The organism is Bradyrhizobium sp., assembly GCF_027307225.1.
GTDB lineage: Bacteria > Pseudomonadota > Alphaproteobacteria > Rhizobiales > Xanthobacteraceae > Bradyrhizobium.
Map to the genome: position 1 here is coordinate 21,708 of NZ_DAHUXJ010000052.1, position 22,617 is coordinate 44,324.

26 protein-coding genes are annotated in these 22,617 nt (G+C 61.6%); 22 read left to right on the forward strand and 4 right to left on the reverse strand.

Going from position 1 to position 22,617, the window contains the following annotated elements; translation table 11 throughout:
* Nucleotides 1–178: 178 nt before the first annotated feature.
* From M6D32_RS08635 to M6D32_RS08660, 6 genes are all read left to right on the forward strand, one after another.
* On the forward strand, nt 179–1,024 hold the full coding sequence (locus M6D32_RS08635) for an adenylate kinase (protein ID WP_298255319.1): 846 nt from the start codon (nt 179–181) through the stop codon (nt 1,022–1,024).
* Nucleotides 1,025–1,225: 201 nt separating this feature from the next.
* On the forward strand, nt 1,226–1,594 hold the full coding sequence (gene rpsM / locus M6D32_RS08640; RefSeq protein ID WP_298255321.1) for a 30S ribosomal protein S13: 369 nt from the start codon (nt 1,226–1,228) through the stop codon (nt 1,592–1,594).
* A 118-nt stretch (nt 1,595–1,712) separates the two neighbouring features.
* On the forward strand, nt 1,713–2,102 hold the full coding sequence (rpsK, locus tag M6D32_RS08645) for a 30S ribosomal protein S11 (RefSeq protein ID WP_072823637.1): 390 nt from the start codon (nt 1,713–1,715) through the stop codon (nt 2,100–2,102).
* A 116-nt stretch (nt 2,103–2,218) separates the two neighbouring features.
* Nucleotides 2,219–3,247, forward strand: coding sequence for a DNA-directed RNA polymerase subunit alpha (locus M6D32_RS08650; protein WP_298255323.1), 1,029 nt, complete (start codon nt 2,219–2,221; stop codon nt 3,245–3,247).
* Between the two features lie 188 nt (nt 3,248–3,435).
* A complete protein-coding gene (gene rplQ, locus M6D32_RS08655; RefSeq protein ID WP_298255325.1) occupies nt 3,436–3,852 on the forward strand; it encodes a 50S ribosomal protein L17 in 417 nt (138 codons plus the stop codon).
* Nucleotides 3,853–4,032: 180 nt separating this feature from the next.
* On the forward strand, nt 4,033–4,539 hold the full coding sequence (locus tag M6D32_RS08660; RefSeq protein ID WP_298255327.1) for a hypothetical protein: 507 nt from the start codon (nt 4,033–4,035) through the stop codon (nt 4,537–4,539).
* A gap of 15 nt (nt 4,540–4,554) precedes the next feature.
* Here the strand turns inward: M6D32_RS08660 and M6D32_RS08665 are convergent, their stop codons facing one another.
* Complete coding sequence (locus M6D32_RS08665; protein WP_298255329.1) at nt 4,555–5,568, reverse strand: zinc-binding alcohol dehydrogenase family protein; 1,014 nt, start codon at nt 5,566–5,568, stop codon at nt 4,555–4,557.
* A gap of 115 nt (nt 5,569–5,683) precedes the next feature.
* On the opposite strand from M6D32_RS08665, the gene M6D32_RS08670 reads away from it, so the two are divergent.
* From M6D32_RS08670 to M6D32_RS08695, 6 genes are all read left to right on the forward strand, one after another.
* On the forward strand, nt 5,684–6,052 hold the full coding sequence (locus M6D32_RS08670) for a helix-turn-helix domain-containing protein (protein ID WP_298255331.1): 369 nt from the start codon (nt 5,684–5,686) through the stop codon (nt 6,050–6,052).
* Between the two features lie 122 nt (nt 6,053–6,174).
* On the forward strand, nt 6,175–7,521 hold the full coding sequence (locus M6D32_RS08675) for a DegQ family serine endoprotease (protein WP_298255442.1): 1,347 nt from the start codon (nt 6,175–6,177) through the stop codon (nt 7,519–7,521).
* Nucleotides 7,518–8,852, forward strand: coding sequence for a replication-associated recombination protein A (locus M6D32_RS08680; protein WP_298255333.1), 1,335 nt, complete (start codon nt 7,518–7,520; stop codon nt 8,850–8,852). Before M6D32_RS08675 ends, M6D32_RS08680 begins: the two co-directional genes overlap by 4 nt.
* A gap of 188 nt (nt 8,853–9,040) precedes the next feature.
* On the forward strand, nt 9,041–9,325 hold the full coding sequence (locus M6D32_RS08685) for a type II toxin-antitoxin system RelE/ParE family toxin (RefSeq protein WP_298255335.1): 285 nt from the start codon (nt 9,041–9,043) through the stop codon (nt 9,323–9,325).
* 11 nt (nt 9,326–9,336) lie between these two features.
* Entirely contained in the window at nt 9,337–9,654 is a 318-nt protein-coding gene (locus tag M6D32_RS08690; RefSeq protein ID WP_298255337.1) for a HigA family addiction module antitoxin, read from the forward strand.
* 301 nt (nt 9,655–9,955) lie between these two features.
* Nucleotides 9,956–10,534, forward strand: a complete 579-nt coding sequence (locus M6D32_RS08695) for an isoprenylcysteine carboxylmethyltransferase family protein (protein WP_298255340.1) — start codon at nt 9,956–9,958, stop codon at nt 10,532–10,534.
* Nucleotides 10,535–10,555: 21 nt separating this feature from the next.
* Here the strand turns inward: M6D32_RS08695 and M6D32_RS08700 are convergent, their stop codons facing one another.
* Nucleotides 10,556–11,500, reverse strand: coding sequence for an alpha/beta hydrolase (locus M6D32_RS08700; protein WP_298255342.1), 945 nt, complete (start codon nt 11,498–11,500; stop codon nt 10,556–10,558).
* Between the two features lie 126 nt (nt 11,501–11,626).
* On the opposite strand from M6D32_RS08700, the gene M6D32_RS08705 reads away from it, so the two are divergent.
* From M6D32_RS08705 to M6D32_RS08745, 9 genes are all read left to right on the forward strand, one after another.
* Nucleotides 11,627–12,814: an RluA family pseudouridine synthase gene (locus tag M6D32_RS08705; protein ID WP_298255344.1), complete on the forward strand. Its 1,188-nt coding sequence runs from the start codon at nt 11,627–11,629 to the stop codon at nt 12,812–12,814.
* 99 nt (nt 12,815–12,913) lie between these two features.
* Nucleotides 12,914–13,333: a hypothetical protein gene (locus M6D32_RS08710; RefSeq protein ID WP_298255448.1), complete on the forward strand. Its 420-nt coding sequence runs from the start codon at nt 12,914–12,916 to the stop codon at nt 13,331–13,333.
* Nucleotides 13,293–14,102, forward strand: coding sequence for an amidohydrolase family protein (locus M6D32_RS08715; protein WP_298255444.1), 810 nt, complete (start codon nt 13,293–13,295; stop codon nt 14,100–14,102). Before M6D32_RS08710 ends, M6D32_RS08715 begins: the two co-directional genes overlap by 41 nt.
* A gap of 67 nt (nt 14,103–14,169) precedes the next feature.
* Entirely contained in the window at nt 14,170–14,475 is a 306-nt protein-coding gene (locus M6D32_RS08720) for a hypothetical protein (protein WP_298255346.1), read from the forward strand.
* A 63-nt stretch (nt 14,476–14,538) separates the two neighbouring features.
* Entirely contained in the window at nt 14,539–15,321 is a 783-nt protein-coding gene (locus M6D32_RS08725; RefSeq protein ID WP_298255348.1) for an ATP12 family protein, read from the forward strand.
* Between the two features lie 69 nt (nt 15,322–15,390).
* Nucleotides 15,391–17,304, forward strand: coding sequence for a flagellar hook-length control protein FliK (locus M6D32_RS08730; protein WP_298255349.1), 1,914 nt, complete (start codon nt 15,391–15,393; stop codon nt 17,302–17,304).
* Nucleotides 17,301–17,567: an EscU/YscU/HrcU family type III secretion system export apparatus switch protein gene (locus M6D32_RS08735; protein ID WP_298255350.1), complete on the forward strand. Its 267-nt coding sequence runs from the start codon at nt 17,301–17,303 to the stop codon at nt 17,565–17,567. The genes M6D32_RS08730 and M6D32_RS08735 overlap by 4 nt, the downstream gene beginning before the upstream one ends.
* Nucleotides 17,568–17,678: 111 nt before the next feature.
* Nucleotides 17,679–18,101 carry a DOPA 4,5-dioxygenase family protein gene (locus tag M6D32_RS08740; protein WP_298255352.1) on the forward strand — a complete coding sequence of 141 codons (423 nt, stop codon included), beginning with the start codon at nt 17,679–17,681 and terminating at the stop codon, nt 18,099–18,101.
* 152 nt (nt 18,102–18,253) lie between these two features.
* Nucleotides 18,254–18,907 (forward strand): carboxymuconolactone decarboxylase family protein, encoded by a 654-nt coding sequence (locus M6D32_RS08745; RefSeq protein ID WP_298255355.1) that lies wholly within the window; start codon nt 18,254–18,256, stop codon nt 18,905–18,907.
* A gap of 224 nt (nt 18,908–19,131) precedes the next feature.
* Here the strand turns inward: M6D32_RS08745 and M6D32_RS08750 are convergent, their stop codons facing one another.
* Nucleotides 19,132–19,536: a DUF4260 domain-containing protein gene (locus M6D32_RS08750; protein ID WP_298255357.1), complete on the reverse strand. Its 405-nt coding sequence runs from the start codon at nt 19,534–19,536 to the stop codon at nt 19,132–19,134.
* Between the two features lie 179 nt (nt 19,537–19,715).
* On the opposite strand from M6D32_RS08750, the gene M6D32_RS08755 reads away from it, so the two are divergent.
* A complete protein-coding gene (locus M6D32_RS08755; RefSeq protein ID WP_298255360.1) occupies nt 19,716–21,248 on the forward strand; it encodes an acyl-CoA carboxylase subunit beta in 1,533 nt (510 codons plus the stop codon).
* 35 nt (nt 21,249–21,283) lie between these two features.
* Here the strand turns inward: M6D32_RS08755 and M6D32_RS08760 are convergent, their stop codons facing one another.
* Entirely contained in the window at nt 21,284–22,576 is a 1,293-nt protein-coding gene (locus tag M6D32_RS08760) for an SIR2 family protein (protein WP_298255362.1), read from the reverse strand.
* Between the last annotated feature and the right edge of the window lie 41 nt (nt 22,577–22,617).

The window sequence follows — 22,617 nt, forward strand, 5'->3', positions numbered from 1 at the left end:
CCTATTGAAATCCCGATCCGGCCCTCGAGGCGCCGGATAAGCACAAAGTAGATATCGATCTTCCTTCGCGGCCAGCGCCGAAGGCGTTGACGCGGAGGTCATGCCGAAACAAAAATCGAGAACAACGCGCCGGCGATATTGTCGGGATTCTTCGCGTTCCGGGGGGGCGAAACGAGAAATGAGACTGATTCTTCTTGGCCCGCCGGGCTCGGGCAAGGGTACCCAGGCCCAGCGGTTGATCCACCGCTATGGCATCGTCCAGCTTTCCACCGGTGAGATGTTGCGCGCTGCCGTCGCAGCACAAACGCCTGTCGGCCTGAAGGCCAAGGACATCATGGCCGCCGGCGGTCTTGTGCCGGATGAGGTCGTCATCGGCATCATTTCCGACCGTCTGGATCAGGGGGATGCGGCAAAGGGTTTTATCCTCGATGGCTTTCCGCGCACCGTGCCGCAGGCAGAAGCGCTGGATGTGCTGTTGAAGAAGAAGCATCTCAAGCTCGATGCCGTCATCGAGCTGCGCGTCAATGAGAGCGCGCTTCTGGAGCGGGTCGAAAGGCGCGCGGCCGAGATGCGTACCCGGGGCGAGGAGGTTCGGGTCGACGATACCGCGGAGGTCCTGATCAAGCGGCTGGCCAGCTACCGCTCAATGACCGAGCCCTTGATTCACTATTATTCCGAGCGGCGCAAACTCCTCACCGTCGATGGCATGATGACGATCGAGCATGTCACCCATGAAATTGGCCGCATCCTGGCGGCTATCGGGGCGATCGAGCCCAAAACGCCCAAAAGGGCGGCTAAGCCGGCGGCACGGGCCGCCAGATGGAAAGCCCCGAAATCGGCCAAAAAGGCCTCTGGAGGGGCCAGAAAGGCCGCCAAATCGCCTTCTGGACGGCCAAAGAAGGCCACCGCTGGGAAGGCGGCCAAAAAGTCCCTCCGCAAGGCGGGTTCCGCTTCTGCCAGGCGGCCGGCCAAGGGCTCTCGGAACGCCGCTAAAAAGGCAGCGAAAAAGGCCAAGAAAAGGTGAGCTAAGGCTTGGGAGCGGTTGACGAAACCTGTTTCCATCCTTTAATAAGCCTCCCATCCAAGTCGGATAGTCTTAAGCGATGCCGGGCCCCGGATCATTGAGGGGAGGGCGTCGTGTTCGCGTTTGTGAACACCTGCCCGAGATACAAGGACAAATGGCCGTTTTCCCGGTGATGAGGAAACGGCGACAGGAGAGAAGTTCGTGGCCCGTATTGCCGGTGTGAATATCCCGACCAACAAGCGCGTGCTGATTGCGCTCCAATACATCCATGGCATCGGTCAGAAGAACGCGGCTGACATCATCGAGAAGGTCAAGATTCCCGTTGATCGTCGTGTCAGTCAGCTGTCCGACCAGGAAGTGCTGCAAATCCGCGAAGTGATCGACCGCGACTATATGGTCGAGGGCGATCTTCGTCGCGAAGTCGGCATGAACATCAAGCGTCTGATGGACCTCGGCTGCTATCGCGGCTTGCGCCATCGACGCGGACTGCCGGTGCGTGGTCAGCGCACGCATACCAATGCGCGCACGCGCAAGGGTCCGGCCAAGTCGATCGCCGGCAAGAAGAAGTGAGATAAGCGAATAGCGAATAGGGAGTTGCGAATAGTTTTCTATTCGCCATTCGCCACTCGCTGACAGGTGTAGCCGCTGGCATTACGGCGGCGTTGAGATCGCAAAGAAAGGTTCTTAAATGGGCAAGGATGCCACCCGCGTACGTCGCCGTGAGCGCAAGAACATCGCCTCGGGCGTCGCGCACGTGAATTCGTCGTTCAACAACACCACCATCACCATCACCGACGCGCAGGGCAACACCATTGCCTGGTCGTCGGCGGGCACGATGGGTTTCAAGGGCTCGCGCAAGTCGACGCCCTATGCCGCGCAGGTCGCCGCTGAAGACGTTTCCAAGAAGGCGCAGGAACACGGCATGCGCACGCTGGAAGTTGAAGTTGCCGGTCCCGGTTCGGGCCGAGAATCGGCGCTTCGCGCGCTGCAAGCGGCGGGCTTCACCGTCACCTCGATCCGCGACGTGACGACGATCCCGCACAATGGTTGCCGTCCGCGCAAGCGCCGGCGGGTTTGATAATTTGAAGGCGCGGGCCGTTTTCTGCCCGCGACGTTTTTTGAATTGAAAGCCGCGGACTGTTCCGCGAGGTCTCCAACGCCAGTGACTTCGACCCCCAGTCGACTGGCCCATGGGTGAAAACAGTGACGATCCAGAAAAATTGGCAAGAACTGATCCGGCCGAACAAGCTCCACGTAACTCCAGGCCATGATGCGACCCGCTTTGCGACGCTGATCGCCGAACCGCTTGAGCGCGGCTTCGGCCAGACGCTCGGCAATGCGCTGCGCCGCATCCTGCTGTCCTCGCTCCAGGGCGCGGCGGTGCAGTCGGTGCACATCGACGGCGTGCTGCACGAGTTCTCCTCGATCGCGGGCGTTCGCGAAGACGTCACCGACATCGTGCTGAACATCAAGGACATCTCGATCAAGATGCAGGGCGAAGGCCCCAAGCGAATGGTCGTGAAGAAGCAGGGCCCCGGCGCCGTCACCGCCGGCGACATCCAGACGGTCGGCGACATCACCGTGCTCAATCCCGAGCTTCAGCTCTGCACGCTCGACGACGGCGCCGAAATCCGCATGGAATTCACGGTCTCCTCGGGCAAGGGCTATGTCGCCGCTGAGCGCAACCGTCCTGAAGACGCGCCGATCGGCCTGATCCCGGTCGACAGCCTGTATTCGCCGGTGCGCAAGGTCTCCTACAAGGTCGAGAACACCCGCGAGGGCCAGATCCTCGACTACGACAAGCTCACCATGACGATCGAGACCAACGGCGCGATCACGCCGGATGACGCGGTGGCCTATGCCGCGCGCATCCTGCAAGACCAGCTCAATGTGTTCGTCAACTTCGAAGAGCCGCGCAAGGAAGTCACCCAGGAGATCATCCCGGATCTGGCCTTCAACCCGGCCTTCCTCAAGAAGGTGGACGAACTGGAGTTGTCGGTGCGTTCGGCCAACTGCCTGAAGAACGACAACATCGTCTATATCGGCGATCTCGTGCAGAAGTCGGAAGCCGAAATGCTCCGCACCCCGAACTTCGGCCGCAAGTCGCTCAACGAAATCAAGGAAGTGTTGGCCCAGATGGGTCTGCACCTCGGCATGGAAGTGCCGGGCTGGCCGCCGGAGAACATCGACGAGCTCGCCAAGCGCTTTGAGGATCACTACTGATTTTCGTCATTCCGGGATGGTCGAGGCGACAAAATTGAATTTCAATTTTGCGCCGAGCACCAGACCCGGAATCTCGAGATTCCGGATCGCCGCTTCGCGTCGTCCGGAATGACTGGGGCGAACGCAGGCAGCCCACCTGAGCAGATGTCGGACGAACCGTCGCGACAAGGGAATGTAAGGAATAGTCAATGCGTCACGGCAAGGTTCACCGCAAACTCAATCGCACCGCCGAGCATCGCCGCGCGATGTTCGCCAATATGGCGGCCGCGCTGATCAAGCACGAGCAGATCGTCACCACGCTGCCGAAGGCCAAGGAATTGCGCCCGATCGTCGAGAAGCTGGTGACGCTCGGCAAGAAGGGCGGGCTGGCGATGCGCCGCCAGGCCATCTCGGAGATGCGCGACGTCGATCAGGTCAGGAAGCTGTTCGACGTGCTGGCGCCCCGCTACAAGGACCGCCACGGCGGTTACACCCGCATCATCAAGGCTGGCTTCCGCTATGGCGACAACGCGGCGATGGCCGTGATCGAGTTCGTCGATCGCGACGTCGAGGCCAAGGGGCAGGATTCCGGCCCGGTGCAGGAAAAGGAAGCCGAGGCGGCGTAACGCTTTCTGCGCGCGGACTTGTTTCAAAGCGGCGCCCCTGGGGCGTCGTTTTTCGTTGCATCTTCATTGCGAGCCGACGGGTCGCGCGAACGCCGCTTTTTGCGCCGCCTCGCTGGCCGGCCGTCTTTTCCCCTTTGCGATCGGCGGCTATGGTAGCCGAAAAGGTAAAGGGGGAGAGCCATGGCGAATTCGCGTTCGGTCATCTTTTCGTTGTTGCTGGCGTTGCCACTCCTATGGACCGTTTCGTCGGTGCGCGCCGAGCCGGCTTTTCAGCGCCTGACCCCGCTTTTGGTCGACCTCGACGGATGGCAGGGCAAGAAGCCGGAGGGCATGTCGATGGATATGCCAAACGGCAGCATGACCACGGCGACGCGCGAATACCAGAAGGGTTCGGCGAAGGCTAACGTCTCGGTCGTGGTCGGGCAGGCCGCGATCGGCGCGCTGACGCCGCTAACGAGCGGCATCAAGATCAATACCAGCGAAGGCCATATGCTCGCGGACACCATCGGTGACATGAAGGTGCTCAAGACCTACACCACAAAGCAGAAGTCCGGCGCGCTGCTGGTGGCGCTCGACAAGGACGCGATGTTCAGCTTCTCCTATAACGGCCTTGGCGAGGACGAGGCCGTGGCGCTCGCCCAGAAGTTCGACTGGAAAGCAATGCAGGCTGCGGCGAAGAGCAAGTAGCGCACCAGGAGGGCGCTACCATCCCTCCAGCACGATCTTGCCGCGCGACTTGCCGCTCTCGAGAAGCGCATGCGCGCGCTTGAGATTGGCCGCGTTGATCGTCCCAAAACTTTCGCCGAGCGTCGTCTTCAGTACGCCTTTATCGACGAGGTCGGCGACGTCATTGAGGAGGTTGTGCTGGCCGATCATGTCCGCGGTCTGGAACGACGAGCGCGTGAACATCGATTCCCAATGGATCGAGATCGATTTTCCCTTGAATGCGCTGACCACAAAATCCGGCGGATCGTCGATCAATCCGAAGGCGCCTTGCGGGGCCATGATGTCCGCGATCGCCTTGTAATGCTGGTCGGTGTTGGTGAGGCTTGCGACCAGCGCGACCGGCGGCGCTTTCAGCTTCTCGATCTGTTCTTTCATCGGAGCCGCGTGATCGATGACGGCGTGGGCGCCGAGATCGAGGCACCACTTTCGCGATTCTGGCCGCGATGCGGTGGCGACGACGTGGAGGCCCGTCAGCCGGCGCGCAAGCTGGATCAGGATCGAGCCGACGCCGCCGGCGCCGCCGACGATCAGAAGTGTGCGCGGGTCGACGCTCTTGCCGGGCACCGCGCCGAGGCGGTCGAACAGCAGTTCCCAGGCGGTGATCGACGTCAGCGGCAGGGCGGCCGCTTGCGCTGACGACAGGGATTTCGGCTTGCGGCCGACGATGCGTTCATCGACCAGGTGAAACTCGGAATTGGTGCCCTGCCGCTGGATCGAGCCGGCGTAGAACACCTCGTTGCCCGGTTTGAACAGCGTGACGTCGGGCCCAATCGCATCGACGACGCCGGCCGCATCAAAGCCCAAAATCTTGAATTCGCCTTCCGGCGGCGCGGCGCGCTTGCGGACCTTGTAGTCGACCGGATTGGCGGAGATCGCTTGGACCGCGACCCGGATATCACGCCCCCCGGGTTCCGGCTTGGCGGCGTCGAAATCGATCAGGGCGTCCGGAGAATCAATGGGGAGGGACTTTTTGTATCCGACGGCTTTCATGGTCGCGGCGCTCCTTGTCGTGCTTTCGTCTCTACCTGTCGTGCTGGCACATTCTTGGCAAGTACTGTAATTTCGGGGATATAGTCCCCGTTTGTATACTATTGGAAAATATCACATGAAACGAAGCAATTTTGCCCACCGGCCGGGCTGCGCCGTCGAGGCAACGCTCGACCTGATCGACGGCAAATGGAAGGGCGTGATCCTCTTTCACCTGCAAAACGGCACACAACGATTTGGTGAGTTGCGGCGGCGGATGCCAGGCATTACGCAGCGGATGCTGACCAAACAGCTCCGGGCGCTTGAGGACGACGGGCTGATTATTCGCAAAGTGTATGCCGAAGTGCCGCCACGGGTCGACTATCGGTTGTCCGAGATCGGGGAGAGTTTGCGTCCCGTGATCGACACGCTGAAGGCCTGGGGCGAGCGACATCGGGAGCGGCTTTCCTGTGCGCCGGAAGCCAAGCTTGCGGAAGCGGCGGCCTGATGGGCCTCCGTTCTTCCATTCTTTGAAACCCTCGGCCCACCTTTCTGGTTGCCCACGACTTTCAGGATTCTTGCATGGTCTCGACCCGTTTGCTGGCTGTTTTCTTGATCTTCGCCTTCGCCATGACATCGGCTTTCGCGCAGGACCGGCGCGTGCCGTCCTCAGCGGCCGAGTTGCGGCTTTCCTATGCGCCGATCGTGCAGCGGGTGGAGCCGGCGGTGGTCAATGTCTACGCTGCCAAGGTCATTCAGAATCATAACCCGCTGCTGGATGATCCGATCTTCCGCCGCTTCTTCGGCGTGCCCGGCCAACAGGGAGAGCAGATGCAGCGCTCGCTCGGATCTGGCGTGATGGTCGATCCGTCCGGGCTTGTCGTGACCAACAACCACGTCATCGAGGGCGCCGATCAGGTCAAGGTATCGCTGTCAGACAAGCGCGAGTTCGAGGCCGAGATCGTGCTCAAGGACACACGAAGCGATCTGGCGGTTTTGCGTCTGAAGAATGTTCACGAGAAATTCCCGACGCTCGACTTCGCCAATTCCGACGAGTTGCAGGTCGGAGACGTCGTGCTCGCGATCGGCAACCCCTTCGGCGTCGGCCAGACCGTCACCCATGGCATCATTTCGGCGCTGGCGCGCACGCAGGTCGGCATCACCGACTATCAGTTCTTCATTCAGACCGATGCGGCGATCAATCCCGGCAACTCCGGCGGCGCGCTGGTCGACATGACCGGCAAGCTTGCCGGCATCAACACGGCGATCTTCTCCCGCTCTGGCGGCTCGCAAGGCATCGGCTTTGCGATTCCCGCCAACATGGTGCGCGTGGTGGTGGCCTCGGCGCGGAGCGGGGGCAAGGCGGTCAAGCGGCCCTGGCTTGGTGCGCGGTTGCAGGCGGTGACGCCTGAAATCGCCGAGACGCTGGGTCTCCGCCGCCCGACCGGGGCGCTGGTTGCCAGCATCGTCTCGGGCAGTCCGGCGGCGCGCGCCGGGCTCAAACCGTCCGATCTGATCGTCGCCATCGGAGGCCAGCCGATCGACGATCCCAACGCCTTCGACTACCGCTTTGCGACAAGGCCGCTGGGCGGCACGGCCGAGATCGAGGTTCAGCGCGCCGGAAAGCCGGTGAAACTGGCCGTGCCGCTCGAGACCGCGCCGGACGGCGGCCGCAACGAAATCGTGCTGACAACACGCTCGCCGTTCCAGGGAGCCAAGGTCGCCAACATCTCGCCGGCGCTCGCCGACGAAATGCATCTGGATGCGGATACCGAGGGCGTCATTGTCGTTGGCGTTGCCGACGACAGCATTTCGGCCAACTACGGCTTCCAGAAGGGAGACATCGTCCTTGCGGTGAACGGTCAGAAGATTTCCAAGACCAGCGATCTCGAGAGGGTGACGCGTGACGAATCCCGGCTCTGGCGGATCAAGCTGGTGCGTGGCGGCCAGCAGATCAATGCTACGCTGGGCGGATGAGCGGAAAACCGAAACTGGAAGGCGCCAGTCTCTTCGCCGCCGCGGGGTTGTCGCAGGATGCGCCGCATCCGCTGCCCGACCGCATGCGGCCGAGGTCGCTCACTGAGGTCGTCGGCCAGGATCATATTCTGGGGCCGGACGGCGCGCTGACGCGCATGCTGGAGACGCGCACGCTGGGCTCTCTGATCTTCTGGGGACCGCCGGGCACGGGCAAGACCACGGTGGCGCGGCTCCTGGCGGACGCAACCGAACTGCATTTCGAGCAGATCTCCGCGGTGTTTTCCGGCGTCGCCGACCTGAAAAAGGTGTTCGATGCGGCGCGCGCGCGGCGCGAGACGGGCAAAGGAACGCTGCTCTTTGTCGACGAGGTGCACCGGTTCAACCGCGCGCAGCAGGATTCATTTCTGCCCGTGATGGAAGACGGCACCGTGGTGCTGGTGGGCGCCACCACGGAAAATCCGTCGTTCGAGCTCAACGCGGCCTTGCTATCGCGCGCGCGCGTGCTGGTGTTTCATTCGCTGGGTCCTGAGGCGATCGAAAAGCTGTACTCACACGCCGAAGCTGTCGAAGGCCGCAAGCTGCCGCTCGATGCGGAAGCCCGCGCTGTGCTGGTTCGTATGGCCGATGGCGATGGCCGTGCCGCGCTGACCTTGGCCGAAGAGGTCTGGCGTTCCGCGCGCGGCGGCGAGACCTTCGACGCGGTGCAATTGCAGGCGATCCTGCAGCGCCGCGCGCCGATCTACGACAAATCGGCTGACGGCCATTACAACCTGATCTCTGCGCTGCACAAGTCGGTGCGCGGCTCCGATCCCGACGCCGCGCTCTATTATCTCGCGCGCATGCTCGACGCCGGCGAAGACCCGCTCTATCTCGCGCGGCGCGTCGTGCGCATGGCGGTGGAGGATATTGGCATGGCCGATCCGCACGCGCTCGTGATCTGCAACGCCGCCAAGGACACCTACGATTTCCTGGGCTCGCCGGAAGGCGAACTCGCGATCGCACAGGCTGTGATCTATGTCGCGACCGCGCCGAAGTCGAACGCCGCCTACAAGGCCTTTGGCGCGGCGAAACGGATGGCGAAGGAGGCAGGCTCGCTGCTGCCGCCGAAGCATATTCTGAACGCGCCGACCAAGCTGATGAAGTCGGAAGGCTACGGCGACGGCTACGACTACGATCACGACGCGCCGGATGCCTTTTCCGGGCAGGATTATTTTCCGGAAAAGCTCGGCCGGCAGACCTTCTACGATCCGCCGGACCGCGGCTTTGAGCGCGAGATCCGCAAGCGCCTGGACTATTGGGCGAAGCTCCGGCGCGAGCGGTCCGGGAAGTAAGGCCTTTGCTAGGCCACCTGCCGGCCTGCCTTCATCAACTCCAGGATCATTTCAAGCCGTTTGACCACATCGGCCGTTGCCAGGATTTGCTGCACGCGCGTTATTTTCCAGATTCTGGCTCTACGCGTAGCGAACTTCATCAAATTCCTATTTACGTAACTCGTAATTCGTGCTAGTTCTGCCAGGCCGTGATCGTCAGCTACCGAGACAAAGCCACCGCGCGGTTCGCCGCTGGACGGCGCGTCAAGGAATTCTCTGGCTTCGCGCGTCAAGCCGAGATGCGTCTCGACCGGCTCGATGCAGCCTCGGACCTCGCTGATTTGGCCGCACTGCCGGGCAATCGGCTCGAAGCGCTCAAAGGTGATCGCGACGGACAGTTTTCGATTCGTATCAACGATCAATGGCGGATCTGTTTCAGGTGGCCTGAGGGGTCGCCTGGACCTATCGATGTCGAGATTGTCGACTATCATTGAGGGAGACCATCATGTCCCGTACAGCTATCCATCCCGGTGAGCAATTGGCAGAGGAATTGCGCGAGCTTGGCATCACTGCGGCAGAGCTTGCGAGGCAGATCGATGTTCCCGTGAATCGCATTACTGGCATCATTAACGGCCAACGAGGCATCACTGCCGACACGGCGCTCCGCCTCGCACATTGGTTTGGCACCACGCCGCAATTCTGGATGAGTCTGCAACAACTCTATGAATTGCGGCTCGCCGAAAGCGAGGTCGGCGCCAAGGTCGCCGCATTGCCGAGCCGTGCCGGCCGGTCGGCGTCGCGCAAGCTTCGGAAGAGCGCATGAGCCGCCGCATGAAGCGCGCCGATCGCGCCCAAGCTCGTCACCGGGGCCATGCGAAGTCTTCGCGCTTTTCCGAACGGCTCCTCGAGACCGGCTAAGAGGCCCGGAAGGGGGGCGGCGGCCTTCCGGGCGAAGCTCAGCCGTGAGAGAAACGCTAAGTAACCCTGGGTGTGGCCTCGTTTACGCACAGCCGGCTGAAACTAACTGGAGGCAGGCCGGAAGCACACGGCCACTGAAGACGGGGCGGCGGGATTCGTTGCGTTTGAAAGCAGGGACGGTCCCGTTAAATCTTGGAGGTCAGGTCTTGCAGGATTCCGTGCCAAATTACCTCGGAGCGCTGACGCTCGTTCTGATGATCAGCATTGTCTTGGTCCGCGTCTCTATGTTGCGGCAGCGTGGCGTCGTAGCGATGAAATTCGGTCAAATCGACAAGACCGATTTCCTTATTCCCCCGTTTGCCTTGTTTTATTTCTACACCGTGTTCGCCGCAGCAGCCGGCTGGCCCACGGTCAGCGGCCCGGCCTTTTTTCACTCAGAAGCCGTGGCGTGGATCGGCGTGTTCTTCTGCCTCTCGGGGGCTTTACTGCTGTTATGGAGTGTTATCTCTTTTGGGCGAAGCTTTCGTGTGGGTATTGATACTGACCGTCCTGACCGGTTGATCACCAGCGGCATTTTTGCGTTCAGCCGCAACCCTATCTATGTCGCGTTCGCGATCATTCTGGTCGGTGAATTTCTTGTCGTGCCGACCTGGATCACCCTGATTTACATCGTCGCGGCTACATGGCTGTTTCATCGCCAGGTGTTGCGCGAAGAGGACTATTTGCGTCAGCACTACGGACAGGCATACGCCGATTATTGCAATCGTGTGAGGCGGTACGCTTAATCAGGGGCGTTACAGGCGCCGTCACTTTCCGGCTTTGACGAAATCCATAATCTGATCGGTTAGCCTGTTATCGTTGGTGTTGATCGAATAAACTTCCGACATGTGGCTGTGCTGCGGCAGCATCAGCGTGCGCGCGCAGCCGACCCGCCGCTTGCAGGCTGCTTCCTTCAACGTCTCAAGCTGACCGACAAAGACCGGCGGATCGAGTTCAGCGCTCACGGCCATCAGGGGAATATCCGTCTTCAAGAGACCTGATAGCGACGACTCGCCGGGATAACGGGAAGGGTCGTTGCCGAAATAGCTGCGTTCGGGTTCGTTGAGCGGACCCGCGGTCAGGTCATAGATGCCCGACACCATGATCGCGCCCTTCAGGCCGCCATTCCTTACCTTGTAGAATTCGGGGTGCGACACATAGCTGGCGACGTGGATCGCGCCGGCCGAGTGGCCCATCAAATAGACGCGTGACGGATCGCCACCGCGCTCGGTGATCTCTTTCGACACCCACTCCACGGCGGAAGCGACATCCTCGGCGCCTGCGGGCCAGGGCGACTGCGGCGCCAGGCGGTAGGTCATGTTGACGCCGATGAACCCGTTCTTGACCGCCCACAGCATGATGTTGTCGTAGAAGGGGCTGTCAGGCGTCCGCCGCTTGTTGCCGCCGACGAACGCGCCGCCGTGGACGAAGATCAATACGGGCCGGCCGGATGTCACATTCTGCGGCATGAAGGCATCGAGCCGGTTGCGCTCGGCGGGGCCGTACCGGAGGTCGCGCTCGATCCGGACACCGAAATAGGGCTCTTTAGGCTGCAACGGCGCATAGAGCTTGGCGGTAGCCGGCGGGTCGACGACGCGGCCAAGCTGGGCGAGTTTTTGGGCGATGTCCGGCGGCATCGGGCTTTCGGCAGCCCAGGTCGATGTGGCGATAAGAACTGCGGCAACAGCCAAAGCACGCCTTGGTAACGACATCCAGAACGCTCCCTGATCTCTCGGCCGTGGAACATCACCGATCCGGCGTCAGAATAGTATTCATTTCGCCGTGACGATTCGCGGCTTTTACGTTACCCAATGACGGACTTTTGGAGCAGAAGCCTGATGAGCCGCCGCACTCGAAAACCCCTGGCCAAACGCCATTCCGTCGATCGCCCGAAAGGCGAGAGGCCGTTTCGCTCGGCCGACAGCCGGCCGCATGGGCCCAGGCCCGGCGGAAAGCTCGTCAAGCGTCCTGCGGCCTCCGCGCCCCGGGCGCCGAAGCCTGTGGCGGCCGCAAGGGATGAGACGGCGCTGTTGCCCACCAGGGTGCAGATCGTGGTCGTCACGGCGGACGAGAACAACATGCGCGTCGACCGCTTTCTGGAAGCGCGTTTTCCGGGCCTGTCGTTCTCCCACATCCAGCGCATCGTCCGTAAGGGTGAGTTGCGCGTCAACGGCAAGCGCGCCGACAGCAAGGATCGTCTCGAGGAAGGCCAGAGCGTTCGCATTCCGCCGCTCAAGCTGGATACGCCGCGCCCGACCGCGCATCTCTCGGAAGCAGGCGCCAAGACGCTCGCCGCGCTGAAGGAGATGACGCTCTACGAGGACGACGATGTTCTGGTTCTCAACAAGCCCGCGGGCCTTGCGGTGCAGGGCGGTTCCGGCACCACGCGCCATGTCGATCAGATGCTGGAGGTGATGCGCGACGCCAGGGGGCAGAAGCCACGCCTGGTGCATCGGCTCGACAAGGAAACTTCGGGCTGTCTTCTGATCGCGAAGACACGCTTTGCCGCGAGCGCCTTGACCGGCTCGTTCCGCCATCGCTCCGCGCGCAAGATCTACTGGGCGCTGGTCGCAGGCGTGCCGAAACCGAAGCAGGGCCGCATCTCGACCTATCTCGCCAAGGAAGAGAGCGAGGAAGACTCGATCATGCGGATCGCCGAGCATGGCGATGAGGGCGCAAGCCACGCCGTCACCTATTACGCGGTGGTGGAAACATCAGCCCAAAAGCTTGCCTGGGTTTCGCTGAAGCCGGTGACCGGACGGACGCACCAACTGCGCGCCCATATGGCCCATATCGACCACGCCATCGTTGGCGATCCCAAATATTTCAACAAGGAAAACTGGCAGTTGCCGGGTGGCTTGCAGAACCGGCTTCATCTTCTGGCGCGCCGGATCGTGATCCCGCATCCGCGCGGCGGCGTGATCGATGCGACCGCGCCATTGCCGCCGCATATGCTGCAATCATGGAACCTGCTCGGCCTCGAAGCCGACCGCTTCGATCCGATCGAACACGCGCCGGAAGAGTGAGCGGGCGTCCTGCGCGGGTCCCCTGCGCAAGACCGATCAAGGAACGGTCGCAGCGATCGGCTATGGTCGGGCAGCTCAGTCCCCATCGGAGGTTTTGCGATGATCGGTCATCGGCTCTGCGCGGCGGCCTTCTCAGGGCTTGTCGCTTTCGCCGTGGGCTCGTGGCCTGCCACGGGCGCGGAGACATTGGCGCTCGTCGGTGGCAGCGTCTATGCGTCGCCCGACGCTGCCCCGCTGGCCAATGCAGTCGTTGTGGCAAGCGGCGGGGCTATAAGCGCCATCGGCAGCGCGAGCGAGGTGCAGATTCCAAAGGACGCGCGCGTCATCGATTGCAGCGGAAAGACCATCGTTGCCGGCTTCTGGAACAGTCACGTCCATTTCACCGAAGCCGTCTGGCAAGGCGCGGCCAACGCGCCGGCCGCGCCGATGCTTTACCACCGTCTGGGATCTCGGTTCGGACCCGCGCGATCTGCTGGCGCTGCGTCGCCGCGTCAATGCGGGCGAGATCTCGGGTCCTAATATCTTGCTGGCCGGCGACATCTTTCCCAAGGGCGGCCATCCCGTCTATCTGCCACCGGAGATTCAATTGCCCGAAGCGGCAAATCCCGACCAAGCCGCGCAAATGGCGCGCGATGATTTGGCAATGGGCCTCGACGGCATGAAGCTATTTACCGGCGTCTATATGGGTGACAAGCCCGTGATCAATATGGACCCCGCCATCGCCAAAGCCGCCGTCGACGTGGCGCATGCGCAGGGCAGACGGGTGTTTGCCCATCCGCAAAACAGAACCGGCATGGAGACGGTGATTGCCGCCAAGGTCGACGTGATGGCGCATATCGTTCCCAGCGAAGCGGGTTATGCGCCGGAGCAACTTGCGAGCTTCAAGGAGCTGGGCACCGCGCTGATCCCGACGCTCTCGATGTTTTCGACCACGATTCCTGATTCCGCTTTGGCGGCCAGGGTGGTCCAAAACGGCGTCAGTCAGGTCAAGGCATTCTCGGATAACGGCGGCTTCATCCTTTTCGGGACGGATGTCGGATACATGAGACGCTACGACACATCGCTCGAATACGAGCTGATGCACCGCGCGCTTTCCGAGCGAGCCGTGCTCGCCTCGCTCACCACCAATCCGGCCAAATTCTTCAAAGCTGCGAGAAAAGGCAGGGTCGAGAAAGGATTTGACGCCGATCTCGTCGTTCTCGACGGCGATCCGGTGGCCGACGTAGGGAACCTGGCCAAGGTTGCCTACACCATTCGCGCGGGCGAGATCATTTACCCGAAGCCGTAACCATCTTGCGAAGGCGAGTGACGATAGCGAGGTTGCGCTTCCGCTTCATTGTGCCGACATACGGCTCATGAGACGCTTTCTGATCGTTGGCAGCCTCGTCACGGCGGTTGCGCTAGGCGTGGGCCGGGTGTCCGCTCAGATCATTCCGCCTGCCGGGCGGCCGATCATTCCATCACCGCCGCCTCTGCCCGGACCCAAGATCCAGGTCCCGGTGGTGCCGAAGATGGACGAATTGCCATCGCGAAATTATGTGCCCGGGCCGCGTCCGTCATTCAGCGACAAGATCACCACCTGCCTGGAAGAGGGCGCCGCAGCCGGATTGGGACCTGCCGACCGGGCGGCCTATGCGCGTGCCTGCGCCAACAGCAGATAGGCTCGCTTTTATTGCCGCCACGGGTGTCGTAATGAGGATTTAACGGAAACTGAAGCCGAGCCCATGCGCGAATTATTCGACGAAGCTGCCAACCGATCCAACTCCAATCCGATGCAGGCGGCGCAACGCGCGGCGCGCGCGGTTCAGCGCAAGCGCTTCTATCAGGACACTGGCGTAGGTGAGGCTGACGGCGGTTTCACCGTCACGCTCGACGGCAAGGCTATCAAGACGCCGTCGGGCCGTACCGTGATCGTGCCGGTGCGTTCGCTCGCGGAAACGATCGCGGCGGAATGGAACGCGCAAGGCGAGGTCATCGATCCCACGACCATGCCGGCGACGCGCTTTGCCAACAGTGTGGCGCAGGGGGTGACCGATAACGCGCAGGCGGTTGCGGACGATGTCGCGAAATATTTCGGCTCTGATCTCTTGTTCTACCGGGCCGGGCATCCCGAGGGGCTGGTGGCGCGCGAGGCCGAGCATTGGGACCCGATCCTGTTCTGGGCCGCCGAGACGCTGGGCGCGCATTTCATGCTCGCTGAAGGCGGGATGCATGTCCGTCAGCCCGACCCGGCGATTGCCGCCGCGTGCGGAGCGTTGCCCGACGATCCCTGGGCCATCGCGGCGGTGCATGTGATCACCACCGTCACCGGATCGGCGCTGCTGGCACTGGCATTGTCCCATCGCGTGATCGATCCCGATCAGGCCTGGGCCGCCGCCCATGTCGATGAGGACTGGAACGCCGAACAATGGGGCGTGGACGAGGAAGCGGCGGCCCGAAAGGCGGCCAAACTGGTCGATTTCAACGCGGCCACCGGCGTTCTTAAAGCGTTGCATCAAGGTGCATAGGCCTGTCGGTTAACGCCGGGTTTACGACACGCGGGCTAGCTTCGCCGGGTCTTTCCTCTCCGGTGAATCATGGCGATCACGATCAATCCGGCTGTTCAGTCAACGACCGCTTCGGCGCCCAGCGCGGCGCCGAGCGGCGTCGTGCTGCAGGCGGGGCAGGTGATATCAGCGCAAGTCGTCCAGGTTCTTTCCAACGACCAGGTGCAGATCGCCATCGGTAACCAGACCATCGAGGCGGCAACGCAGGTGCCGCTTCAGGCCGGGCAGACGCTGCAATTGCTGGTCTCGCAAACACCAGGCGGAATTGGGCTCGCGATCGTCAACCAGCCGAGCACGGCGACCGGGCAGGCGAGCGCTGGCGCTTCCACGATTTCCAGTCCCGTCGTCACGCTATCGCCCTCGCTGGCCGCAAGCCTTGCCACCAACCTGACGCCGGATTTAGCGACGCCAACGAGTGTGCTCACCCAGCTCGAGACGCTCGCGGTCTCAGTCGCGGCCCAGACGGCGGCGACGCAGCAGGCTTCGCTCGCGCCGCTCTTTGCCGATCTGAATGCTGCAAGCTCGTTGCCGAACCTGCCGCCTCAGGTTCAGCAGGCGGCCGCGCAAGTGCTGGCGCAGCAGACCAGCCTCGACCAGAATCTCACGGCCGACGCCCTCAAGCAGGCGTTCCAGTCATCCGGATTGTTTCTGGAAACCTCGCTCGCATCGGGATCGGCGTCGTTGTCGAACGGCGTGGTGTCCGATCTCAAGGCGGCTTTGATCGTGCTGCGGCAGGCACTGACGTCGGCGCTTTCGAATGTGGCGGAAAGCACCGGCACGGTTGCGACCGCATCCATATCCGCACCGCAACCCGGTGCGTCGCAAGCGACTGCGACGTCAGGGACGCCGCCGCCGCCCGGCACAGCAACAGCCGACCCCTTGACAATCCTTGCGAGCGGCGTGGTCCCAACGCCGGCTGCGGCGAGCATAGCGGCGCAAGGGACGGCAACAGTTGCAGCCGCGATCGAAGCGAGCCAACTAACGGTTCAGGCCGTGCCCGCGGCGGTCGCGGCCGAGCTCGCGCCGCAGGAAGCGCTTGCCGGCGCGCCGTCGATTGTGCCGCAGGCGAGCTCTTCAACGGCAACGGCAACGGCTTCAACCCAAGGCACCGCGTCAGCAACGCTTGCCCAAATCCTCGATCTCGCGGCAGGCAGTCAAAACCTTGTTACCGCGGCAGCGCCGGGGGACGCGGCGCGATCGGCAATGTCGAGCGCAGCGCTCAACCTGTTGCAGGAAGTGATTCGGGCCTCGCCGCTCGCCGTCACCAACCTCCTGCAGTTCGTGTCCGAGAATAGTCAGGCGCTGGCGCTCTTGCCGCTGGTCGCTGGCGTGCGGACGACAGACGATGCGGAGTTCGCCCGCGCCAATTTGCCGCCGCCGCCGATCAATGGCGCCTTGCCTTCGGCGCAAGCGGTCGCGCCAGCCATGCTCTCGGCGCGTACGCCACTGGAGGCGGCGTTGCAGCATCTGCTCGCCGATACCGACGGTGCGCTGGCGCGGCAAACGCTGTTGCAGATTGCCTCGCTGCCGGGACAGGCTGGCGATCCCTCGGCCACGCGGATCGATCCTTCCATGCCGCGCTGGAATTTCGAAATTCCGTTCGCGACCCCGCAGGGAACGGCGATGGCGCAATTCGAGATTTCGCGTGATGGCGGCGGCCGCGAGACGCCTGCCGCCAAGGCGACCTGGCGAGCGCGCTTTTCGCTGGATGTCGAGCCTGCGGGCCCGGTGCACGCGCTGGTTTCGCTGAACGGCGATCGCACATCGGTGCGGATGTGGGCCGAGCGGCCGGCGACCGCCTCGCAATTGCGGGCAGGGGTTTCGCAACTGACGCAAGCGTTGAGCCGCGCCGAACTGACGCCCGGCGATATCGTGGTCCGCGATGGTGCACCCTCGCAAGCAGCGCCGGCATCGGCCGGCCATTTCCTGAATCGGGCATCATGAGCGAGAGCAAGAAGAGCCAGCTCGCGGTCGCCCTGCATTACGATCGCACCGGTGCGCCGCGCGTCGTCGCCAAAGGCAAAGGCACGCTTGGCGAGAAGATTATCGAGGTCGCCAGGGCCAACAATATTCCGATCGAGGAAAACGAGGTGCTGGCCGGCGCGCTTTCGAACGTCGAACTCGGCGAGGAAATCCCGGCCGAGCTCTACAAGGCGGTCGCCGAAGTTCTGGTCTTCGTGTTGCGGCTGTCCGGCCGGGTGCGCTGACAGCAGGGAGCGATGTCATCGTTTCACCACGAAAAGGCGGGCATCTTCGCCGGTCGTTTCGTAATATGGAAAACCCATGATCACATGTCGCCATGTCCCTGCGAGGCTGAGATGACGGATGCAGCCCATAGTTCCGCGCCGAGACCCCTCAGTGAAATCGCAAGCTTCCACGCCCATGTCTATTACGATGCTGCGACACGAACCGAGGCCGAGCGATTGCGTCAGTGGATCGGGGAGCGCTTTTCGGTGACTCTCGGCCGCTGGCACGATGCCAAGGTTGGTCCGCACGATCAATCGATGTATCAGGTCGCCTTTGCGACGGAGGTGTTTCCGGCGCTCGTGCCCTGGCTGATGCTCAACCACGGGCGGCTGAGCATTCTGGTTCATCCGAACACGGCCAATCCGCGCCGCGACCATCTCGCCGATCCGGTCTGGATCGGGGCCGCACTTGCGGTGCATGGCGAAATCCTTCCCGAAGAGGCCGAGAAGGAAGAAGCGCTGCCACCCAACACGAACCCGGTGCTCAAGCCGTAGTCGGGTGGCACTCCTCAAGCGATTGCCGGCGTGGATCGCGAAGGCTGCGCGGAAAAATTCTGGCCCGGTGCGGCGCTGGTGCGAGCTGTGACGGTAAACTAGACTTCGGCGCCTTTGACCCGCCAGAACAACAAAACAAGCCGGAGGAAATCATGAGATCTGCTCTTCTCTCGTCGTCGATGATGCTGGCCGCAGCCGGTGGCTGGGTTGCCGCGACGATGTTTGCGCCGTCTGCGACCGGCAAGGAGCCGCGCTTTCCGCAGCTCTCCATGGACGAACTCGACGATGCGCAAAAGCCGCTCGGCGAGAAGATCATGAAGATTTCGAGCGTCGGAATCGGCGGTCCCTACAACACGCTGCTGCGCAGCCCCGTGCTCGGCCAGCGCCTGTTCGATCTGTTTCATTATCTGCGCTGGGAGACATCGGTCCCGATCAAGCTCAACGAGCTCGCGATCATCGTCATCGCCCGGCATTGGCGCTCGCAGGTCGAATGGTTCGCGCATGCGCCGCTCGCGGCCAACGCTGGCCTCAAGGCGGAGACCATCGCCGAACTCAAGGAAGGCAAGCGGCCGTCGGGCATGGCCGAGGACGAGGCCGTCGTCTACGATTTCGTCACCGAACTCACAGCGAAGCAAAAAGTCTCCGACGAAACCTTCGCGCGGGCGAGGAAGGCGTTTAGCGATCAGCAGATCGTCGACCTGACGGCGGTTGCCGGCAACTACGTGATGGTCGCGATGATGCTGGCGATGGCAGAGCAGACCGTGCCTCCCGGCAAGGAGCCGCCGTTCAAGGACGGAGAGGAGTGACGCGAGTATCACGAGCGTCATTCCGGGGCGCCTCGTTAGAGGCGAACCCGGAATCTCGAGATTCCGGGTCTGGTGCTTGCGCACCATCCCGGAATGACAATCTGAATATCGGTCAAGCCGGGCGATGACAGGCCGTAGGGCACGTAGGATGGGTTGAGGCGATACCCATCATTCGGCGTCTGGAAGCGATGGGTTTCGCAAAATTGCTCAACCCATCCTACAGTTCACACGCCCCGTCCAAGCCGCCCCAGGTGGGTGAAGCCGAAGCCCGCCTGGTATTTCAGCCCGTAGCCGAGCGCGCGATCGATGCCGATATGCGACAGCCAGATCAGCGCCAGCGACAGCACCAGCGGCCGAGCAAAGCCGAGGCCGATCGTCAGCATGGCCATCGGGACGATCGTGCTGTGCATGGCGTTATAGGCCCAGGCACCGGCTTTCGGGCCCGCCAGATAGCACAGGAAGCTGAGATCGGGCGCCAGAAACAGGACCACATAGAGCCACCACGGGCCGCCCCAGCGCGAATACGCCAGCGTCGCGCCGGCAAACAGCGCCAGCCCTTCCAGGCGAAGTAGCGTCCGTACCCCGCCCGATATGCTCCCGGTTGTCTCAATGTTTGCAGTGTCCGTCATCGGTCTCACCCGTTGGAAACCGGCGGTATAACGGATCAGCTCGGGCGCTGCCAACCGGTCAGCGATAAGCTCACCGAATGGGGGACATAACCGCAATGGAGACGTTTCCCGCCGGTGAACCACCGTGTTAGAACCCGATCCAATCGGGTTTTGAACGCAAAAGCGGGCTGGAAGCGGCGATGAAGGACATTCTGGATACCCTTGAAGAACGGCGCGCGGGCGCCCGGGTCGGCGGCGGCGAGAAGCGCATCACGGCACAGCATGCCCGCGGCAAGCTGACCGCGCGGGAGCGAATCGAGCTTCTGCTCGACAAGGGCAGCTTCGAGGAGTTCGACATGTTCGTCGAACACCGCTCGACCGAGTTCGGCATGGAGAAGACCAAGGTGCCGGGCGACGGCGTCGTCACCGGCTGGGGCACCGTCAACGGCCGCAAGACCTTCGTGTTCGCCAAGGATTTTACCGTGTTCGGCGGCTCGCTCTCCGAAACCCACGCGCTGAAAATTACAAAACTTCAGGACATGGCGATGAAGGCGAGGGCGCCGATCATCGGGCTTTACGATGCGGGCGGCGCGCGCATCCAGGAAGGCGTCGCCGCGCTCGCCGGCTATTCCTACGTGTTTCGCCGCAACGTGATTGCCTCGGGCGTGATCCCGCAGATCTCCGTCATCATGGGCCCGTGCGCGGGCGGCGACGTCTATTCGCCGGCCATGACCGACTTCATCTTCATGGTGAAGAACACGAGCTACATGTTTGTCACCGGCCCGGACGTGGTGAAGACCGTCACCAACGAGGTGGTGACGGCGGAAGAACTCGGCGGCGCATCGGTGCATGCGACGCGTTCGTCGATTGCGGACGGCGCGTTCGAGAACGATGTCGAGACGCTGTTGCAGATGCGGCGGTTGATCGACTTCCTGCCGTCGAACAACACCGACGGTGTGCCGGAATGGCCGAGCTTCGACGACATCGAGCGCGTCGACCTCTCGCTCGACACGCTGATCCCCGACAACCCCAACAAGCCCTACGACATGAAGGAATTGATCCTCAAGGTCGTCGACGAAGGCGACTTCTTCGAAATCTCGGATGCGTTCGCGAAAAACATCGTCACCGGCTTTGGCCGCATCGCCGGCCGCACGGTCGGCTTTGTCGCCAACCAGCCGATCGTGCTGGCGGGCGTGCTCGACAGCGATGCCTCGCGCAAGGCGGCGCGCTTTGTGCGCTTCTGCGACGCCTTCAACATCCCGATCGTCACCTTTGTCGACGTGCCCGGATTTTTGCCCGGTACCGCGCAGGAATATGGCGGCCTGATCAAGCACGGCGCGAAGCTATTGTTCGCCTACTCACAATGCACCGTGCCACTGGTGACGGTGATCACGCGCAAGGCCTATGGCGGCGCATTCGACGTGATGGCGTCCAAGGAAATCGGCGCCGACATGAATTACGCCTGGCCGACGGCGCAGATCGCGGTGATGGGCGCCAAGGGCGCGGTCGAGATCATCTTCCGCGCCGACCTGAACGACGCGAGCAAGATCGCCGAGCGCACAAAAGAATATGAGGATCGCTTCCTGTCGCCCTTCATCGCCGCCGAGCGCGGCTATATCGACGACGTCATCATGCCGCATTCGACCCGCCGCCGCATTGCTCGCGCACTCGCCATGCTGCGCGACAAGCACGTCGAGACGCCGGCGAAGAAGCACGATAATCTGCCGTTGTGAGAAATTGAGAGCGCCGGCCGAAAGCGCTGCAGTAGCTAAATGTCCTGCTCGTCCGCTACCAGCGAGAGGTTCAACTGGTCCATGTGGTGCATTATGTGAGAATCTAGGTAGGGGTGTCTACGTACGACGCCCTGCGCATACTTAAATGCAGCCTTATGTTTTTCGGGAAGACGTTTGAGTGCACGAGCATATTGTCGTGCGTTCCGTATCTCATTATCGAAATAAAAAAACAGGCCCGGCGCATACTTCTGGCGTTCCTCACTTGTAAGTGCAGCGTATAGGTAAGCGTTCGAGTAGCCATAGCAGTAGGCGGAATCTCCGTAGTATCGAAGCTTCCTATAGCGCTGGGCGAATAAGTCATACGAACGAGCTGACGCGGACGTTCGGTGCAGGTCGGAGTATATTCCCGTCGATCTGAGTCTAAGTATGCGTTCTAAAGCGTGCGATAGCCCATCTTGGTACCAAGAGCAGTACAATATTTGCGGGAAGGCCTTTGCGTTGTAGGTGTCGTGAAGCCAAGAATGAGCTTCTTCGACTTCAGTAAGAAGTTCTGCAACATCGTTATACATTTCATCCGGAATAATGCACCGCTTTGTCGTCGCGTGAGCTTTGATCTGAGACAAAAAGAAGGTGCCGTCTGTTTCGATGAGATGGAGGTTCATCTCTCTTAGTCTTAGGCGGTCTTGCTCATTAATTTCGGGGGCGACAAAATAAGCTTGTCTATGAAAGTCTTTTAGCGCCGATCTTACGGATCCATAGATTTGTAAGAAATCGTCGTCCTGTAGAGAGTAGCCTACGAAAACAACAGATCGGGTCGCTAGAAGAGATTTTAGGTGAGCTCCGATAAGTCCGGACTCTAAGCGCGCTTTGCACAGGTCGTAGTCGTTTGTGGTGGCAACTATTGATCCAAAGTTGGTGATCGATCCGTGAATTTTTAGAACCCTTCGTTTGGCAACCTCCCAAAAGGCGATGTCGCGATCCTCGATGAACGGCGTGGCCGCACAAATATCTTCGAAATACGTATCCCAATTCGTAGTAACTATTGTATCAAGCGGAAAGAATGTAGCGAGTTCTCTATGAAATCGGGTAGCGTTTCGAAATATTGAAGTGTGAACGTAAGCATAATCGAAGTGGTCGTTTATGCGTTGTATCAGCCCAATTTTTCCAGACGGAGTTGAGCAAAAATCCTGCATGACATCTGGAAACGAGCGTGTTTGGTCTTCTATTTTTAGTACATGTCGCACTTCGTTGTAGAGCGTGCGGGGCATAACGCCCTTGGCCTCTGTGCTGATGCCTGCTCCTGCGAATAGAACGATCTTTCCGTCCATAAACAATTCTAAGAGTTCAGACGGCGCATCGAACGTTTTGC